The sequence below is a fragment of the Haloplanus sp. XH21 genome (assembly GCF_023276355.1).
Lineage (GTDB): Archaea > Halobacteriota > Halobacteria > Halobacteriales > Haloferacaceae > Haloplanus > Haloplanus halobius.
On record NZ_JALLPL010000001.1, the window covers coordinates 1,344,880 to 1,360,445 of the forward strand.

Genomic DNA, 15,566 nt, shown 5'->3' on the forward strand with positions numbered 1-15,566 from the left:
GTCGGGATTCGACGTGGGTATGAACGGCAAGCGCGTCCTCGTCACGGGTGGGGCGGGGTTCATCGGGTCGAACCTCGCGAACCATCTCGCTGCCGACAACGAGGTTATCGCACTCGACGACTGCCACCTCGGTACGCCGGAGAATCTCGACGGCGTCGACGCCGACGGCAACCCAACCGACGCCGAGAACGCCGTGGAGTTCGTCGACGGAAGCGTCCTCGACGACGACCTGCCCACCGACGTTGATGTGCTCTTCCACCTCGCGGCCTACTCCTCATACACGATGGCCGAGGAGAACAAACGCGAGGCGACGCGCGTCAACGTCGAGGGGTTCGTCAATACGGTCGAACAGGCCATCGAGGACGGCTGTGACACCGTCGTCTACGCCTCGACGTCCTCCATCTACGGCTCTCGAACCGAACCATCGCCCGAAGAGATGGCCGTCGAGGCCCACACCTGTTACGAGGCGTCGAAACTCGCCCGCGAGCGCTACGCCGAATACTTCAGCAACCACTACGACATCACCGCCGCCGGCCTGCGCTTTTTCTCGGTGTACCAGGGCTACGGCGGCGCCGAGGAACACAAAGGCGAGTACGCCAACACCGTCGCGCAGTTCGCGGACGCCATCGCCAACGGCGAGGCACCCGTCCTCTTCGGCGACGGCACGCAGACCCGCGACTTCACCCACGTCAGCGACGTGGTGCGGGCCATCGAACTCGCGGCCGACCACGAACTCGACGAGGTGTACAACGTCGGCACCGGCGAGAGCTACGACTTCAACACGATGGTCGAGATGATCAACGACGCACTCGGCACCGACATCGATCCCGAGTACATCGAGAACCCGCTCCCCGTCTACGTCCACGACACCATGGCCGACGCCTCGAAACTGCACGAGGCGACGGGCTGGGAGCCCCAAATCGACTTCGAGGACGGCGTTTCGCGGGTGTGTGCGCCCTACACGGACTGACCGTTCGCCACCCCGGCCTCGGCGTCCAACCGACATTACTGCCTTCCGACCGCCCGACGCCCGGGCGGCTTTTTACCGCGTCCGATCCAACCGACGCCCGTGACCTCCGTTCGCCTCATTGGCGTCCCCACCGACTACGGCGCGAGTCGCCGCGGCGTCGACATGGGCCCGTCGGCCGTCCGCTACGCGGGTCTCGCGGCCACGCTCGCCGACCTCGGTATCGACGCACGGGACGCGGGCGACCTGGCCGTCCCGAAGACAGAGCGCACCGACCCCGGCCGGCCCGACGCGAAGTATCTCCCGGCCATCGAATCGGTCTGTACCCGTCTGGCCGACGACGTGAGCGACGCCATCGCCGACGGCGAGACGCCGCTCGTCCTCGGTGGCGACCACTCCATCGCCATCGGCACGCTCGCCGGGACGGCCCGCGACGCCGACGTCGGCGTCCTCTGGTTCGACGCCCACGGCGACTTCAACACGCCCGCGACGACGCCGAGTGGCAACGTCCACGGCATGTCGCTTTCGGCGGCGCTCGGCCGCGGCGAGTTCGCGTCGCTGCCCTGGGCGCAGGCCCCGGGACTCGACGCCGAGCAGGTCGCCCTCGTCGGACTCCGCGACCTGGATACCGAGGAACGGGCGGCGATTCGGGAGAGCGATGTCACCGCGTTCACGATGAGCGACATCGACGAGCGGGGGATCACCCCCGTCGTCGACGACGCCCTCGACACCATCCGCGGCACCGACGGCGTCCACGTGAGTCTGGATCTGGACTGGCTCGATCCGACCGAAGCGCCGGGCGTCGGAACGCCCGTGCGCGGCGGCGTCACCTACCGCGAGGCGCACGCGGCGCTCGAACGGGTCGCGACGGCGGGCGAAGTGCGCTCGCTGGAGCTGGTGGAAGTGAATCCGATCCTCGACGACCACAACGGGACGGCGGCACTCGCGGTGGACCTCGCCGCGAGCGCGCTCGGAAAACGGATCCTCTAGTCGCTACTCTCCGCGCGGTCGGACGGGATCACGGCGACGGAGGCGACCGAATCGCCGGCGTCGAGCGACATCACGATGACGCCCATCGTGTTGCGGCCGACCGTCGAGATATCCTCGACGGGCGTGCGGATGATCTGGCCGTCCTCGCTCATCACGACGAGCTGATCGCCCGGTGTCACGGCGTCGATGGCGCAGGCGGGACCGTTGCGATCGGACGTTTTGATGTCGATCAGGCCCTTGCCGTACCGTGACTGCTGGCGGTAGGCGTCGACCGGCGTCCGCTTCCCGTAACCGTTGTCGGTGACGGTGAGCAACCAGTCGTGGTCGTCACCGATCGCGGCGATCCCGACGACGTGGTCGTCGGCCGCGAGTTTGATGCCGCCGACGCCGCGGGCGTCCCGGCCCATCGACCGGACTTCCGACTCCGCGAAGCGAATGCTCATGCCGCCGGCGCTGGCGACGACCAGATCCGTGTCGCCGTCGGTCAACTCGACGTCGACGAGCGCGTCGTCCTCGGCGAGGCGGATGGCCCGGATGCCGGTCGAGAGGATGTTGCCGAACTCCTCGACGGCGGTGCGTTTCACCCGGCCGTTCCGGGTCGCCATCGTGAGATAGCGCCCCGTGCCGGCTTCGAGGTCGTCGCAGTCGACGACCGCCTCGATCTCCTCGCCCTCGTCGAGATCGAGCAGGTTCACCGCCGACTTGCCGCGGGCGGTGCGGCTCATCTCCGGCACCTGGTACGTCTTGAGCTTGTACACCTGGCCCTGGTTGGTGAAACAGAGCAGGTAGTCGTGGGTGTTCGCGAGGAAGACGGAGGAGACGCGGTCGTCTTCCTTGAGGTCGGCGCCGATGATCCCCTTGCCGCCCCGGTTCTGGGCCTTGAACGTCGACAGCGACATCCGCTTGATGTAGTCGTCCTCGCTGACGACGACGAGGGTGTCCTCCTGGGGGATGAGGTCCTCGTCGGTCACTTCGCCCGTGTCCTCGATGATGCGGGTGCGGCGCTCGTCGGCGTAGGACGATTTGATCTCGCGGAGTTCGTCTTTGATGACGCCGAGGAGCTCCGATTCGTTCTCGAGGATCGTTTCCAGGCGGTCGATCTCTTCCTGGACCGACTCGTACTCCTCCTCGATGGCGGCCGTCTCCATCGACGTGAGGCTACCGAGCTGCATCGCGACGATGTGGTCGACCTGATCGTCCGAGAAGCCGTACGCGGCCTTGAGCGCCGCTTTCGCGGCGTCGCGGTCCTCGGCGTCCTGGATGAGTTCGACCACGTCGTCGGCGTTTTCGAGGGCGGTGAGCCGCCCTTCGAGGATGTGTGCGCGGTCCTCGGCCTCTTCGAGGTCGTACTCGCTGCGGCGGCGCACCACCTCGCGGCGGTGGTCGAGGTAGACTTCCAGGGTCTCCTTGAGGTCGAGCACCTTCGGCTGGCCGTCGACGAGGGCGAGGTTGATGACGCCGAAGGTGGTTTCGAGGTGGGATTCGAGCAGTTGGTTCTCGACCACGTCCGGGTTCGCCCCGCGTTTGAGTTCGACGACGATGCGGATGCCGTCGCGGTCGGATTCGTCGCGCAGGTCGCGGATGCCGTCGAGTTTGCCGTCGTTCACGTCGTCGGCGATGCGCTCGATGAGGCGGGACTTGTTCGCCTGGTACGGCAGTTCCGTGATGACGATGCGGTCCTCGCTCGTCTCGAGTTCCGCCCGCACGCGCAGGCGGCCGCGCCCCGTCTTGTACGCCTTGTAGATGGCGTTGCGGCCGACGATGTTCGCGCCGGTCGGGAAGTCCGGTGCGACGACGTGTTCCATCAGGTCCTCGACGGTGCAGTCGGGGTTGTCGATGAGGTGGATCGTCGCATCGATCACCTCACCGAGGTTGTGCGGCGGGACGTTCGTCGACATGCCCACCGCGATGCCCGACGATCCGTTGACGAGGAGGTTGGGGAACGCCGCCGGCAACACGTCGGGTTCCTGCTTGCGGCCGTCGTAGTTCGGCGAGAAGTCGACGGTGTCTTTCCCGATGTCCGCCAGGAGTTCCTCGGCGATGGGCGACATCCGGGCCTCGGTGTAGCGCATGGCTGCGGGCGGGTCGCCGTCGATGGAGCCGAAGTTGCCCTGGCCGTCGACGAGCGGTTCGCGCATCGAGAAGTCCTGGGCCATCCGCGCCAGGGCGTCGTAGATGGCGCTGTCCCCGTGGGGGTGGAAGTCACCCATCGTCTCGCCGACGACGGACGACGATTTCCGGTGGGAGGCGCGCGCGGTGACGCCAGCCTCGTGCATCGCATAGAGGATGCGCCGGTGGACGGGCTTCAGGCCGTCCCGTGCGTCCGGGAGCGCTCGTCCCGCGATGACGGACATCGCGTAGTCGATGTAGGACTGCTCCATCTCCTGTTCGATGCGCGCCGTCTCGACGCGCGAGGCCGGGACGTCCTGGTCGTGGTCGGGAGCGTCAGAGCTCATATATCGACCCACTCCGCGTCGCCGGCGTGCTCTTTGATGAACTGCTTGCGCGGTTCGACCGCGTCACCCATCAGCACCGAGAACATGCGGTCCGCGGCCGCGGCGTCCTCGACGGTGATGCGCTTCAGGATCCGGTTTTCGGGGTTCATCGTCGTGTCCCAGAGCTGATCGGGGTTCATCTCGCCGAGTCCCTTGAATCGCTGGACTTGATCGGGGTTGCCGTTGCATTTCTCTTCGATGATGCGGTCGCGCTCCGCCTCGCTCATGGCGTCGTACGTCTCGCCACGGTAGCGAACCCGGTAGAGCGGCGGCTTGGCCGCGTAGACGTAGCCCGCTTCCAGCAGCGGCTTCATGTGCCGGTAGAGAAGCGTCAGCAGGAGCGTTCGGATGTGGGCACCGTCCACGTCGGCGTCGGTCATCAGGATGATGCGGTGATAGCGCGCGTCGTCGATGTCGAACTCCTCGCCGATGCCCGTGCCGATGGCGGTGATGAGGGCGCGAATCTCGTCGTTCTCGAGGATTCGGTCGAGCCGGTGTTTCTCGACGTTCAGGATCTTCCCCTTGAGCGGGAGGATGGCCTGATTCTTGCGGTCACGCCCCTGTTTCGCGCTGCCGCCGGCGCTGTCCCCCTCGACGACGAACAGTTCGGACTCGGTGGGATCCTTGGACTGGCAGTCGGCGAGTTTGCCGGGGAGCGCCGTCGACTCCAGGGCGCTCTTGCGGCGGGTGAGTTCCTCCGCCTTCTTCGCCGCTTTCCGGGCCTTCGCCGCCTCGACGGCCTTGCCGACGATGGCGCGCGCGGTGTCAGGGTTCTCCTCGAAGAAGGTCCCGAGCTCCTGGTGGACCGCGCTCTCGACGATGCCGCGGACCTCCGAGTTGCCGAGTTTAGTCTTGGTCTGTCCCTCGAACTGCGGGTCGGGATGTTTCACGGAGATGACGGCCGTCAGCCCCTCGCGAACGTCCTCGCCCTTGAGGGTGCCGTCGATGTCGCCCAGCAAGCCGTTGTCGGTGGCGTAGTCGTTGACGACGCGCGTGAGCGCCGTCTTGAACCCGGTGAGGTGGGTCCCGCCCTCGCGCGTGTTGATGTTGTTGGCGAAGGCGTGGATCGACCCCTGGAGTTCGTCGGTGGCCTGCATCGCCACCTCGACGGTGATGTCCTGCTCGTCGTCCGAGAAGTAGATCACGTCGTCGTGGAGGGCGGTCTTGGTCTCGTTGAGATACTCGACGAACTCGCGGATCCCACCCTCGTAGCGGAACTCGACGGACTCGCCGTCGCGTTCGTCGTCGAGAGAGATCTCGACGCCGGAGTTGAGGAAGGCGAGTTCGCGGAGCCGGGTCGCGAGCGTCTCGAAGGAGAAGTCGGTGTGTTCGAAGATGTCCTCGTCGGGCCAGAAGCGAATGGTGGTCCCCGTCTCCTCGTCGTCCTCGAGGTCACGTACTCGCTCGAAGGCGTCGGGGACGGGTTCGCCGTGGTCGAACCGGTGTTCCCAGACGGCGCCGTCGCGTTTGACGGTGACTTCGAGCGTCGAGGAGAGCGCGTTGACGACGCTGACGCCGACGCCGTGCAGGCCGCCGGACACCTGGTAGGACTTGCTGTCGAACTTCCCGCCGGCGTGGAGGACGGTCATGATGACCTCCACCGCCGGCCGGTCGTACTGTTCGTGGATGTCGACGGGGATCCCCCGCCCGTTGTCCGTGACGCTCACGGACCCGTCGTCGTGGACGGTTACCCCGATGGCGTCACAGTAGCCCGCTAGTGCCTCGTCGATCGCGTTGTCGACGACTTCGTAGACGAGATGGTGAAGTCCGCGATCGTCCGTCGAACCGATATACATCGCCGGGCGTTTCCGGACGGCCTGGAGGCCTTCCAGAACCTGTATCTGCCCGGCTCCGTACTCTTGTTCGTCAGCCATAGAACGTATTCGCTCTAGTAGGCCGCCCCCCTTAAACTCTCGCACGCGTGCGCGCGACGAAAAGACTGAGTTCCCGAAACGGAAACTTCCGCTCGGCGTTCACCAAGCCGACTTTCGGTTCGACGGCTCACGCCCCTCGCCACGCTTCACTTCCACCCTGCTGGCGGTGGCCTTTTAAACGTCGTCCCGGTACGCCTACCACAGGATGACATCGTTCCAGTCGACGCTCGGCGAGGAGGCCGGCATCGCCGAGGAGCTGGCCGAGAATCAGCGGGCCATCTCCATCGCCGAGTTCTTCGAGAAGAACAAACACATGCTCGGCTTCGACTCCGGGGCCAGGGGGCTGGTGACCGCCGTCAAGGAGGCGGTGGACAACGCCCTCGACGCCACGGAGGAGGCCGGCATCGCGCCCGACATCTACGTCGAGATCGCGGAGGCGGGCGACTACTACCGGCTCATCGTCGAGGACAACGGCCCCGGCATCACGCGGGAACAGATCCCTCGTGTGTTCGGGAAACTGCTGTACGGCTCCCGGTTTCACGCCCGCGAACAGTCCCGTGGCCAGCAGGGTATCGGTATCTCCGCGGCGGTTCTCTACTCTCAACTCACCTCCGGCAAACCCGCGAAGATCACCAGCCGAACCCGTGGCAGCGACGAGGCGCAGTATTTCGAACTCGTCGTCGACACCGACGACAACGAACCCGAAATCAGGAGCGAGCAAACCACCTCGTGGGACCGTCCCCACGGGACCCGCATCGAACTCGAGATGGAGGCGAACATGCGGGCGCGCGCTCAACTCCACGACTACATCAAGCACACGGCGGTCGTCAACCCGCACGCCCGGGTCGAACTCCGCGAACCCGGACTTGACGAACCGCTGAAGTTCGAGCGCGGCACCGACCAGCTGCCCGCCGAAACCGAGGAGATCCGCCCCCACCCCCACGGCGTCGAACTCGGCACCCTGCTGAAGATGCTCGAGGCGACGGAGTCGTACTCGGTGTCCGGGTTCCTGCAGGGGGAGTTCACCCGCGTCGGCGGCAAGACGTCGACCAAGGTCTGTGACCGGTTCCGCGACCGGCATTACGGCCGGGAGATGGCGTGGGCGACGCCGAGCGTGGCCCCTGGCACCGTGGACGATATCGACGTGGAAGACGCCCTCGTCGACGCCGTGGCCAACAAGAGCAGTGACGCGACCGACTGGTTCGCCGAGCAGGTGACCGAAACGGTCGGTGACCGCGAGCGCATCGCCCACCATGTCCTCGTGGAAATCGTCGGCAACGTCGCCGACGCGGCCGAAGACGAGTTCGACGAGACGTTCGGCGACACCGTTCGCGAGAACGCCGTCGCCGCGGCCTGGGACGAACTCACCCACCCCGACCTGTTGACGGCGTCGCTCTACGAACGCATCGACGACGCGACGAGCACGCGGAAGGACGACGCGGCGATTCAGGGCCTGGCCGAACGGGTGGCCGAGAAGTTCGCCGAGGCCGACGACCCGCGCCACCGGGCGACCCGGGACGAACTCGCCGGCTACGTCGACCGCTCGGCCGACCGCGTCGCGGAGGCGACCGAGGCCACCTTCGGCGACACCGCCCGCGAGAACGTCGTCGAGTCGCTCTGGGCGGTCATGTGGACCGTCCCCGACGACCTTCCCAAGGTGAAAGCGGCGGCCGGCGACCGCGACACCGCCTCCGAACTCCTCGAGGCGATGCGCGAGACGGACATCCTCGCGCCCCCGACCGACTCCCTCTCGCCCATCACCGCCGACCTGGTCGAGGCGGGCCTGCGCAAGGAGTTCGACGCCGACTTCTTTGCGGCAGCGACCCGCGACGCCGAGGTCCACGGTGGCGACCCCTTCATCGTGGAGGCCGGCATCGCCTACGGCGGCGACCTGCCGAGCGACGGATCGGCCCAGGTGATGCGTTTTGCCAACCGCGTCCCCCTCGTCTACCAGCGCGGGGCGTGTGCCATCACCGACGTGGTGAAAGACATCGGCTGGCGCAACTACGGCCTCGACCAACCGGGCGGAAGTGGCCTCCCCTCCGGTCCCGCCGTCGTGATGGTACACGTCGCCTCGACGAACGTCCCCTTCACCAGCGAATCGAAGGACGCGGTGGCCAACGTCCCGGCAATCGAGGACGAGATCGAACTCGCCATCCGCGAGGCCGCCCGCGAGTTGAAGTCGTATCTCAACCGGCGGCGCTCGCTGGAGAAGCGCCGGCGCAAGCAGGACGTCCTCGGACAGATCCTGCCGGAGATGGCCGACAAACTCGCCGAGGTGACGGACCGCGAGCGCCCGAACATCGACGGTGCCCTCGGACGCATCATGAACAACGTGGTCGTCGAACGGTCGGTCGATGCGGGGACGGTCACACTTGCGGTGCGGAACCATTCGGACCGCACGGAGACGCTGGAGGTGACGGACATCGTCACCGCGGAACCGACGGCCGTGAGCGACGGCGCGTCGGTCGTCGACCTCGACGGCGAATGGTTCGTGCAGTGGTCCCCGTCGGTGTCGGCGGGTGAAACGGCGACGCTCACTTACGAGGTGAGCACGGAGACGACCTTCGACATCGATGTCGAGGGCGTCGAGGCGGAGAAACTCACGGTGGATACATGAGCACACAGGACGAGCGCGCACGACAGCAGTTGATCGACCTGGCGGCGGAGTTCTACGAGCAGTTCGAACGGGGCGACGTCCCCGAGATGACGCTCCCCACCCGGACGAAAAGCAACATCGAGTACGACGAGGAAAGCGGCGTGTGGGTCTACGGCGACCGCACCTCGACCCGCTCTGCCAACTCGGTGCGGGGCGCCCGCAAACTGCTCAAGGCGACCTACACCATCGACTTCCTCGTCCGGCAACTGGAGGAGGGGCGCTCCTCGACGCTCCGAGAACTCTACTACCTCTCGGAGTCGTGGGACGCCGACGAGGCCGGCTTCTCGGATCAGGACGAGTCCAACCAGTTGATCGAGGACCTCGAAATCGTCTCCGACGTGACCCGAGAGGACTTCCACATGCGCCCCGAGGAGTCGGGCGCGACGTTGATGGGGCCCCTGGAGCTGCGCGAGCAGACCCGGCGCGGCGAGCGTGAAATCCACTGTCAGAAAGACGTCGGCGAGGGCGGCTACCAGATTCCGAACAACCCCGACACCATCGACTTTCTCGACCACGACATCGACTTCATCCTCTGTGTCGAGACCGGTGGGATGCGGGACCGCCTCGTCGAGAACGGCTTCGACACCGACCACAACGCCCTCGTCGTTCACCTCAAGGGTCAGCCCGCACGGGCAACCCGCCGCATCGTCAAGCGTCTCCACGACGAACTCGACCTGCCCGTCGTGGTCTTCACCGACGGCGACCCCTGGTCGTACCGCATCTACGGCTCCGTCGCCTACGGCTCCATCAAGAGCGCCCACCTCTCGAAATACCTCGCCACGCCCGAGGCGCAGTTCGTCGGTATCCAGCCCGAGGACATCGTGGAGTACGACCTGCCGACCGACCCGCTCGCGGATTCGGACGTGAACGCCCTCGAATCCGAACTCGACGACCCCCGGTTCACGACCGACTACTGGAAAGAGCAGATCGAACTCCAGCTCGACATCGGCAAGAAGGCCGAACAGCAGGCGCTCGCCTCCCGTGGCCTGGATTTCGTTACCGACGAGTACCTGCCCGAACGGCTGGGCGAAATGGGCGTTCTGTAGGTCACTCGACGAGGCGATCGATCCGCGACAGCGAGTCGGCGTCCGCGGGTGACTTGTCGTCACGGACGGCCACGAACCGGGGGAACCGGAGCGCGTACCCCGACTCGTAGGTGGGCGATTCCTGAATCTCTTCGTAGCCGACCTCGAACACCACCGCGGGGTCGATGTCGACCTCGGTGCCGTCCCGTCCCTCGATCCGCGGTTCGAGCAGGTCGGTCAGTTCGGCCAATCGTTCGTCCGTGATCCCCGTCGCGACCTTGCCGATGGTGGCGAACCCGCCGTCTCCGCTTCCGCCCCCGTCCTCGACGCGGGCCGACAGGAGGAAGGTGCCGAGATGGTTCGCCCGCCGGCCCTCGCCCCACTCCGCGCCCGTCACGACGAGGTCGAGCGTCTCCACGTCGGGTTTTCGCTTCAGCCAGTTCTGCCCCCGCTTGCCCGGCGTGTACGCCGACTCGGGGTTCTTGAGCATGATGCCCTCGTGGCCGTCCGACAGCGCCGCCGCCTCGCGGTCGGCGATGTCGTCCACGTCGTCGGTGAGGGTGAGCGGCGAGACGTGTGTCGCGAGCGTGTCGGCCAACCGCTCGCGGCGCTCGCGAAGCGAGGCGTCCAGCAGGTCCGTCCCGCCGACGTGGAGGCAGTCGAACGTCCGGAGTTCGACGGCGACTTCCTCGCGCATCCGTTCGATGTCGTGCTTGCGCCGGAAGCGCCGCAGCACCTCCTGGAAGGGCAGGGGGTCGCCGTCGTCGTCGACCGCGACCACCTCTCCGTCGAGGATGACGGGTACCTCGAGTTCGGTCTCGGCGAACTCGACGACTTCCGGGAGGGCGTCGGTCACGTCCTCCATGTTCCGGGAGAAAATCCGCGTCTCGCCAGCGGGGTCGTGGTGGACCTGCACCCGCGCGCCGTCGTATTTGGTCTCGACGGCGACGGTCCCCCAGGCGTCGACGGCGTCGGCGGCGGTCCCCGTCTGGGCGAGCATCGCCCGTACCGGCCGCCCGACGGTCAGGGTCACGTCCGTCAGTCCCGGTACGCCCTCGTCGCGGGCCCGGACCGCGACCGCGCCGTAGTCGTTTTCGACCTGCAGGGCGCGTTCGACGGCGTCGACGGGCACGTCGAACGCCTCGGCGATGGCGTCGCGGACGGTTCCCTCGCCGACGCCGATCCGCATCTCCGAGAGGACGAGTCGCGCGAGATACCGCGTCGCCGGGGGGTCGGCTCGGTTGAACAGGTCGAAGAGCACGTCGACCTTGTGGTCCTGGCTCCCCGATCCGTCGGCGGCGGCCAGGTCCCGGAGGCGGTCGTTCACCTCGGCGACGGTCAGCGGGTCACGACCCCCGGCGCCGAACGCGCCGAGTCCTTGCTGGCCGCCCAGGTCGAGCGACTCCGCGACCGCACCGATTTCGCCGGCATCGGCGAGGCGATCGGCCACGTCGTCGGGGGTGACGTTCGGCCCTGCGGCGCGCGCGAGCGCCGCGTGACAGAGCGCCGGCCCGACGTCGAGCGTGGTCGAGTCCCAGGCGGGGAACACCCGCCCGAGCAGCAGTCGAGCCACGACCGGCAGGTCGTCGTCCGCGTCGGCAAACAGCGTCGCGACCAGCGTCGTGATTTCGAGGTCGGCCGTCTCGGCCTCGATGTCGGCGACGCGGTCGGCGAAATCGGCGAAGTCCATCGGTTCGGGGTGCGTTCGCGGTCCGGTTAAGCGCGACGGGTTCGTGTCGGAAAACCGTTCAGATTGGGACGATTGAATTGAAAACATCTCGAAAGCCCCGCTTCGCTGGAGTCGGGGGCCTCGCTGTGCGCGCTCGCTTCGCTCGCGTGCTTGCGTCGGCCGCCTTCCTCCAGCGAAGCGCCCCTTTCAGTCCCACCCATATCGACTGACCGACCGGCCGCCGCTGGGTGGGATTGAAAGGGGCCGTCGTCTCGGCTCCCGGGACTCGCTGCGCTCCTCACTTCGTTGCGGTGCTTGCGTCGTCCAGGTTCGCCGAGACGACGGGGGCTTTCGAGGTGGTCCCAACCTCATCTGCTTATCTGAATACTACCCGTGTCGGAGTCACCGGATTGAAGACGATGTGTTGTCCAGGGAGGGGTATGGACGGAGACCTGGCGGCGCGCGTCCGGGACGTACTCGACGTGGATGTCGAGGAGTTTCGCGCGCAAGCACAGGCCGATGCCGAGGTCGTCAAGACCGAACTCAGAGACGGCACCTTCGACAACCACCGCTCGATCGTCGGTCTGGAGTACGAGTTCTACGCCGTCGCCGACGGCCGCTGGCGACAGGAGAGCGACACCGACGAGGCGGGTGCGGAGCTGGTGCGGGTGCCGCGCCGACTGCTCGAACTCATCCGTTTCGAGAAGGAACTCGGCCTCCACAACGCCGAGTTGACGACGAGTCCGCAACCGCTGAACGCCGAAGGGCTTCGGGCGCAGGCGGCGGGCGTCCGTTCGCATCTCGAATCCGCCCTCCAGACGACCCGCATCGAGGGGATGCGTCTCGTCAGCGACGGCATGTGGACCATCCCGCCCTCCGGCGAGACGGCGCGACGCTATCTGACCGACAGTATCACCGATCAGGGCGTGCGCGTGGCGACGAACATGACCGACGCGGTGCGGTATCACGCGATGGCCAACGGGGAGAACGCGCCGACGCCGTTCGTCCTCGACGCGCCACACGTGAGCCTCGAGGCCGACACCGTGATGCCCGAGAGCCTCATCACCTCGATCCAGCCCCACTACCAGGTCCCCCACGCCTCCGACCTGCCCATCTACCACAACTACGCGCTGCGCGTCGCCGGCCCGCTACTCGCGCTCGGCGTCAACTCCCCGTTTTTCCCGCCCGACCTCTACGACGAGGACGTCGATCCGACCGCCGTCGTCGACGACGCCCGCGCCGAGAACCGCATCTTCGTCTTCGAGTCCGTCCTCAACGACGACGACGCGGAGAAAGTGCGCTTCCCGCGCGACCTCGAGACGGTCGAAGAAGCGGTCGACCGGGTCGCGCGGGATCCGACGGTCGTCCCCATGCCGGTCAGCGAGGGCGACCGCTTCGACGACAAGTTCGCGACGCTCCGGCGCAAACACGGCACGTTCTGGCGGTGGGTCCGGCCGGTCTTTGACGGCGCCGATCGCTCGTCGGCCAACGCCCGTATCGAGTTCCGGCCGATCGCCGCTCAGCCGACCGTCCGCGACTCGATGGCGTTCATGGCGACCTTCGCCGGCCTGATGGAGAGCCTCCCGCAACACGAACACCCCGTCATCGGCCTGGACTGGGATATCGCCGAGGAGAACTTCTACGCCGCCGCTCGCCACGGCGCCGAAAGCGAGCAGCGCTGGATCACCAACGCGGGTCACGAGACCACGGATCCGGAGCGGATCTACGACGACCTGCTCTCACACGCGGTCGAAGGACTCCGCGGCGCCGGCTGTTCGACCGAGCAGGCGGAAGCGTACGTCGCACCACTGCGGGCACGCGCCGAATCGGGCGTCACGCCGGCGGCGTGGAAACGCGACCGGGTCCGAACCCGGATCGACGCGGGCGAGCCGCTGGGGCGGGCAATCCCCGCAATGCAACGAGAATACGTCGCCAACCAGACGGAGACGCTGCTCGACGGGGCGTTCGTCGACTGGGAATCGTAGAGAAGAGAGAGAGACCGGCTTACAGCAGCGATTCGAAGTCCTTGTGCTTCGTAATCTCGACGCCCTCGTCGGTGACGACGGCGACGTTGATCCCGTTGCCGGAGGCCAGGTCGCGCTCGACGGCGCTCTGGATGGCGTGGGCGGCGACGGACTTCGCCTCGTCGATCGAGAGGTCCACGTCGTACTCCTGTTCGAGGACACCGAGCGCGTACTGGCTCCCGGAGCCGGAGACGGCGTAGTCCTCTTCCATCATCCCGCCGAGGGGGTCGAGGCTGTAGACGTGCGCTCCGTCTTCGTCGACGCCGCCGAGCAGCGGCGAGACGATGAAGAAGGCGCCCGAGCGGAGGAAGTTGCTCGTGAGCGTCGACAGCGCTTCCATGCTCATGTCCTTCCCGCGCCGGGTCTCGTAGAGGCTGGTCTCCGAGCGGAGCGACCGGATGAGCGACTGGGCGGCCGACACCGAGCCGGCGATGGTGAGCGCGGCGTTCGGGTGGATCTGTTCGACCTTCTGGACGTCCTTGCTGGAGACCATGTGACCGGCGCTCGCGCGCATGTCGGTCGCCATCACGACGCCGTTCTCGGTCGAGAGACCGACCGTCGTGGTGCCGGTTTTCATCTCCTCGTCCCCGGCGGCGGCGGAGCGGCGCTGCTCGGTGTCGGTGAATTCGCCGATCTCCGGCCCGAACACCGGCTGATCGCCGTCAAGCCGTTCCTGCGTTCGTGAAAAGTCCTCGTTCGTAGGGGTACGCATCACCTGCCCTTACAGAGGGTCGCTGATAAATGCAACCCTTCCCCTGCGTCAGCCCATCACTTCGCCTTCGCGTTCTCGTAGGCCCGAGTCGTCGCCTCGACGAGGTCGCCAAGCGGGATGCGGACGCCGAGATGGCGGGCCATCAGGACCAACGGCATCAGGACGATGCCGAGGACCAGGGTCGTCTGATACAGGGTGAACACGCCAGCGCGATACAGTGACCCGAACATCTGCGTAGCCGAGCACGGGTGGTCGGTGTATATAAGCTTTCCTGCTTCCGGGTGCGAATCATCCCGACGCCATCCATCGATCACCCCAACACCTCACCTGCGACCTCCGCACACCCGCCGTCCGGCGACCCACGCCGATACTGGACGTGGCTTCCCGGCGTCCTACGCATACGTTATGGCTATCGTCGAGGGGACGTACGCACATCGGTCGAACCGCCAGGATCATACGTCGTCTCATCATAGCCTCCCCCATGTCGAACTGGACCGATAGGATCGTCAGCGACCGGATGGCCGTCGACCGGGAGTTCAGCGATCGGGTCCGTGCCTCCGAGTTCACGAACCAGGAGTGGGGTCTGATCATGACTGCCGTCGAGTTCGAAATCGAACACGCCGACGACCCGGAGCAGGCCCGTATCGTCCCCGACACCGAGAACCTTCCGCAGATGATTCCGGAGCTGGAGAAGGTGGGCGGGCAGATGGGTCCCGGTGGTCCGACACAAGGTGGGAACAGCGGCGGGAGTGGCGGCGGCGTCTTCGACACCATCCGGAGCGCGCTCGGGATGGGCGGCTCGGACGACGAGGACAAACTCGACGCGGCCGAGCGGCTCGTCGACGAGTACGCCGACGCGTTACAACAGCGTCTGGAAGAGACCGGCAAATGGGACGACGTTCGCGACGCGTACGAGGACTAGATTTCGTCGCCGCTGTGGAACAGCGTGAGCTCTTCGGCCTCGTAGATATTGATCAGTTCCGTGATGATCTCGTCGTACTCTTCGTCGTCCTGTCGCAGGCCATCGAGGCGTTCGAGCGTCCCCTCGTCGAGATGCACTTGCGGCATATTCGAAGAAGGGCGCCGCACCCCCTTAACACTCATGCAGAGGGTTGTAAGGCGACCGCCGAGAACTCGGTATCGTCGCGTCT

General features: G+C 66.6%; 12 protein-coding genes. 6 read left to right on the forward strand and 6 right to left on the reverse strand.

Translation table 11 applies throughout. The features are described 5' to 3' along the window. Nucleotides 1-19: 19 nt before the first annotated feature. Together MXB53_RS06920 and rocF are read left to right on the forward strand one after the other, a co-directional pair. Entirely contained in the window at nucleotides 20-970 is a 951-nt protein-coding gene (locus tag MXB53_RS06920; protein ID WP_248896652.1) for an NAD-dependent epimerase/dehydratase family protein, read from the forward strand. A gap of 99 nt (nucleotides 971-1,069) precedes the next feature. Beyond that, on the forward strand, nucleotides 1,070-1,957 hold the full coding sequence (gene rocF, locus MXB53_RS06925) for an arginase (protein ID WP_248896653.1): 888 nt from the start codon (nucleotides 1,070-1,072) through the stop codon (nucleotides 1,955-1,957). Here the strand turns inward: rocF and gyrA are convergent. Together gyrA and gyrB are read right to left on the reverse strand one after the other, a co-directional pair. Continuing rightward, nucleotides 1,954-4,413, reverse strand: a complete 2,460-nt coding sequence (gyrA, locus tag MXB53_RS06930) for a DNA gyrase subunit A (RefSeq protein WP_248896654.1) — start codon at nucleotides 4,411-4,413, stop codon at nucleotides 1,954-1,956. The two genes, rocF and gyrA, sit on opposite strands and share 4 nt — an antisense overlap. Next, entirely contained in the window at nucleotides 4,410-6,326 is a 1,917-nt protein-coding gene (gyrB, locus tag MXB53_RS06935) for a DNA topoisomerase (ATP-hydrolyzing) subunit B (RefSeq protein WP_248896655.1), read from the reverse strand. Before gyrB ends, gyrA begins: the two co-directional genes overlap by 4 nt. Nucleotides 6,327-6,531: 205 nt before the next feature. Between gyrB and MXB53_RS06940 the strand changes: the two genes are divergently transcribed. Both MXB53_RS06940 and MXB53_RS06945 read left to right on the forward strand, forming a co-directional pair. Next, nucleotides 6,532-8,946, forward strand: a complete 2,415-nt coding sequence (locus MXB53_RS06940) for a DNA topoisomerase VI subunit B (RefSeq protein WP_248896656.1) — start codon at nucleotides 6,532-6,534, stop codon at nucleotides 8,944-8,946. Beyond that, nucleotides 8,943-10,031 carry a DNA topoisomerase IV subunit A gene (locus tag MXB53_RS06945; protein ID WP_248896657.1) on the forward strand — a complete coding sequence of 363 codons (1,089 nt, stop codon included), beginning with the start codon at nucleotides 8,943-8,945 and terminating at the stop codon, nucleotides 10,029-10,031. Before MXB53_RS06940 ends, MXB53_RS06945 begins: the two co-directional genes overlap by 4 nt. Nucleotide 10,032: 1 nt before the next feature. Here the strand turns inward: MXB53_RS06945 and ligA are convergent, their stop codons facing one another. Next, complete coding sequence (gene ligA / locus MXB53_RS06950) at nucleotides 10,033-11,700, reverse strand: ATP-dependent DNA ligase LigA (RefSeq protein ID WP_248896658.1); 1,668 nt, start codon at nucleotides 11,698-11,700, stop codon at nucleotides 10,033-10,035. A gap of 419 nt (nucleotides 11,701-12,119) precedes the next feature. Between ligA and MXB53_RS06955 the strand changes: the two genes are divergently transcribed. Next, nucleotides 12,120-13,664: a glutamate-cysteine ligase family protein gene (locus MXB53_RS06955; protein WP_248896659.1), complete on the forward strand. Its 1,545-nt coding sequence runs from the start codon at nucleotides 12,120-12,122 to the stop codon at nucleotides 13,662-13,664. Nucleotides 13,665-13,683: 19 nt separating this feature from the next. Here the strand turns inward: MXB53_RS06955 and psmB are convergent, their stop codons facing one another. Beyond that, the gene (gene psmB, locus MXB53_RS06960) at nucleotides 13,684-14,415 is read right to left on the reverse strand and encodes an archaeal proteasome endopeptidase complex subunit beta (RefSeq protein ID WP_248896660.1); all 732 of its coding nucleotides are present in this window, start codon (nucleotides 14,413-14,415) and stop codon (nucleotides 13,684-13,686) included. A 56-nt stretch (nucleotides 14,416-14,471) separates the two neighbouring features. Further along, nucleotides 14,472-14,645: a hypothetical protein gene (locus tag MXB53_RS06965; RefSeq protein ID WP_248896661.1), complete on the reverse strand. Its 174-nt coding sequence runs from the start codon at nucleotides 14,643-14,645 to the stop codon at nucleotides 14,472-14,474. 251 nt (nucleotides 14,646-14,896) lie between these two features. Here MXB53_RS06965 and MXB53_RS06970 point away from each other — a divergent pair, with 251 nt between their 5' ends. Further along, a complete protein-coding gene (locus tag MXB53_RS06970) occupies nucleotides 14,897-15,337 on the forward strand; it encodes a DUF5799 family protein (protein ID WP_248896662.1) in 441 nt (146 codons plus the stop codon). Here the strand turns inward: MXB53_RS06970 and MXB53_RS06975 are convergent. Continuing rightward, a complete protein-coding gene (locus MXB53_RS06975; RefSeq protein ID WP_248896663.1) occupies nucleotides 15,334-15,483 on the reverse strand; it encodes a DUF7557 family protein in 150 nt (49 codons plus the stop codon). The two genes, MXB53_RS06970 and MXB53_RS06975, sit on opposite strands and share 4 nt — an antisense overlap. Between the last annotated feature and the right edge of the window lie 83 nt (nucleotides 15,484-15,566).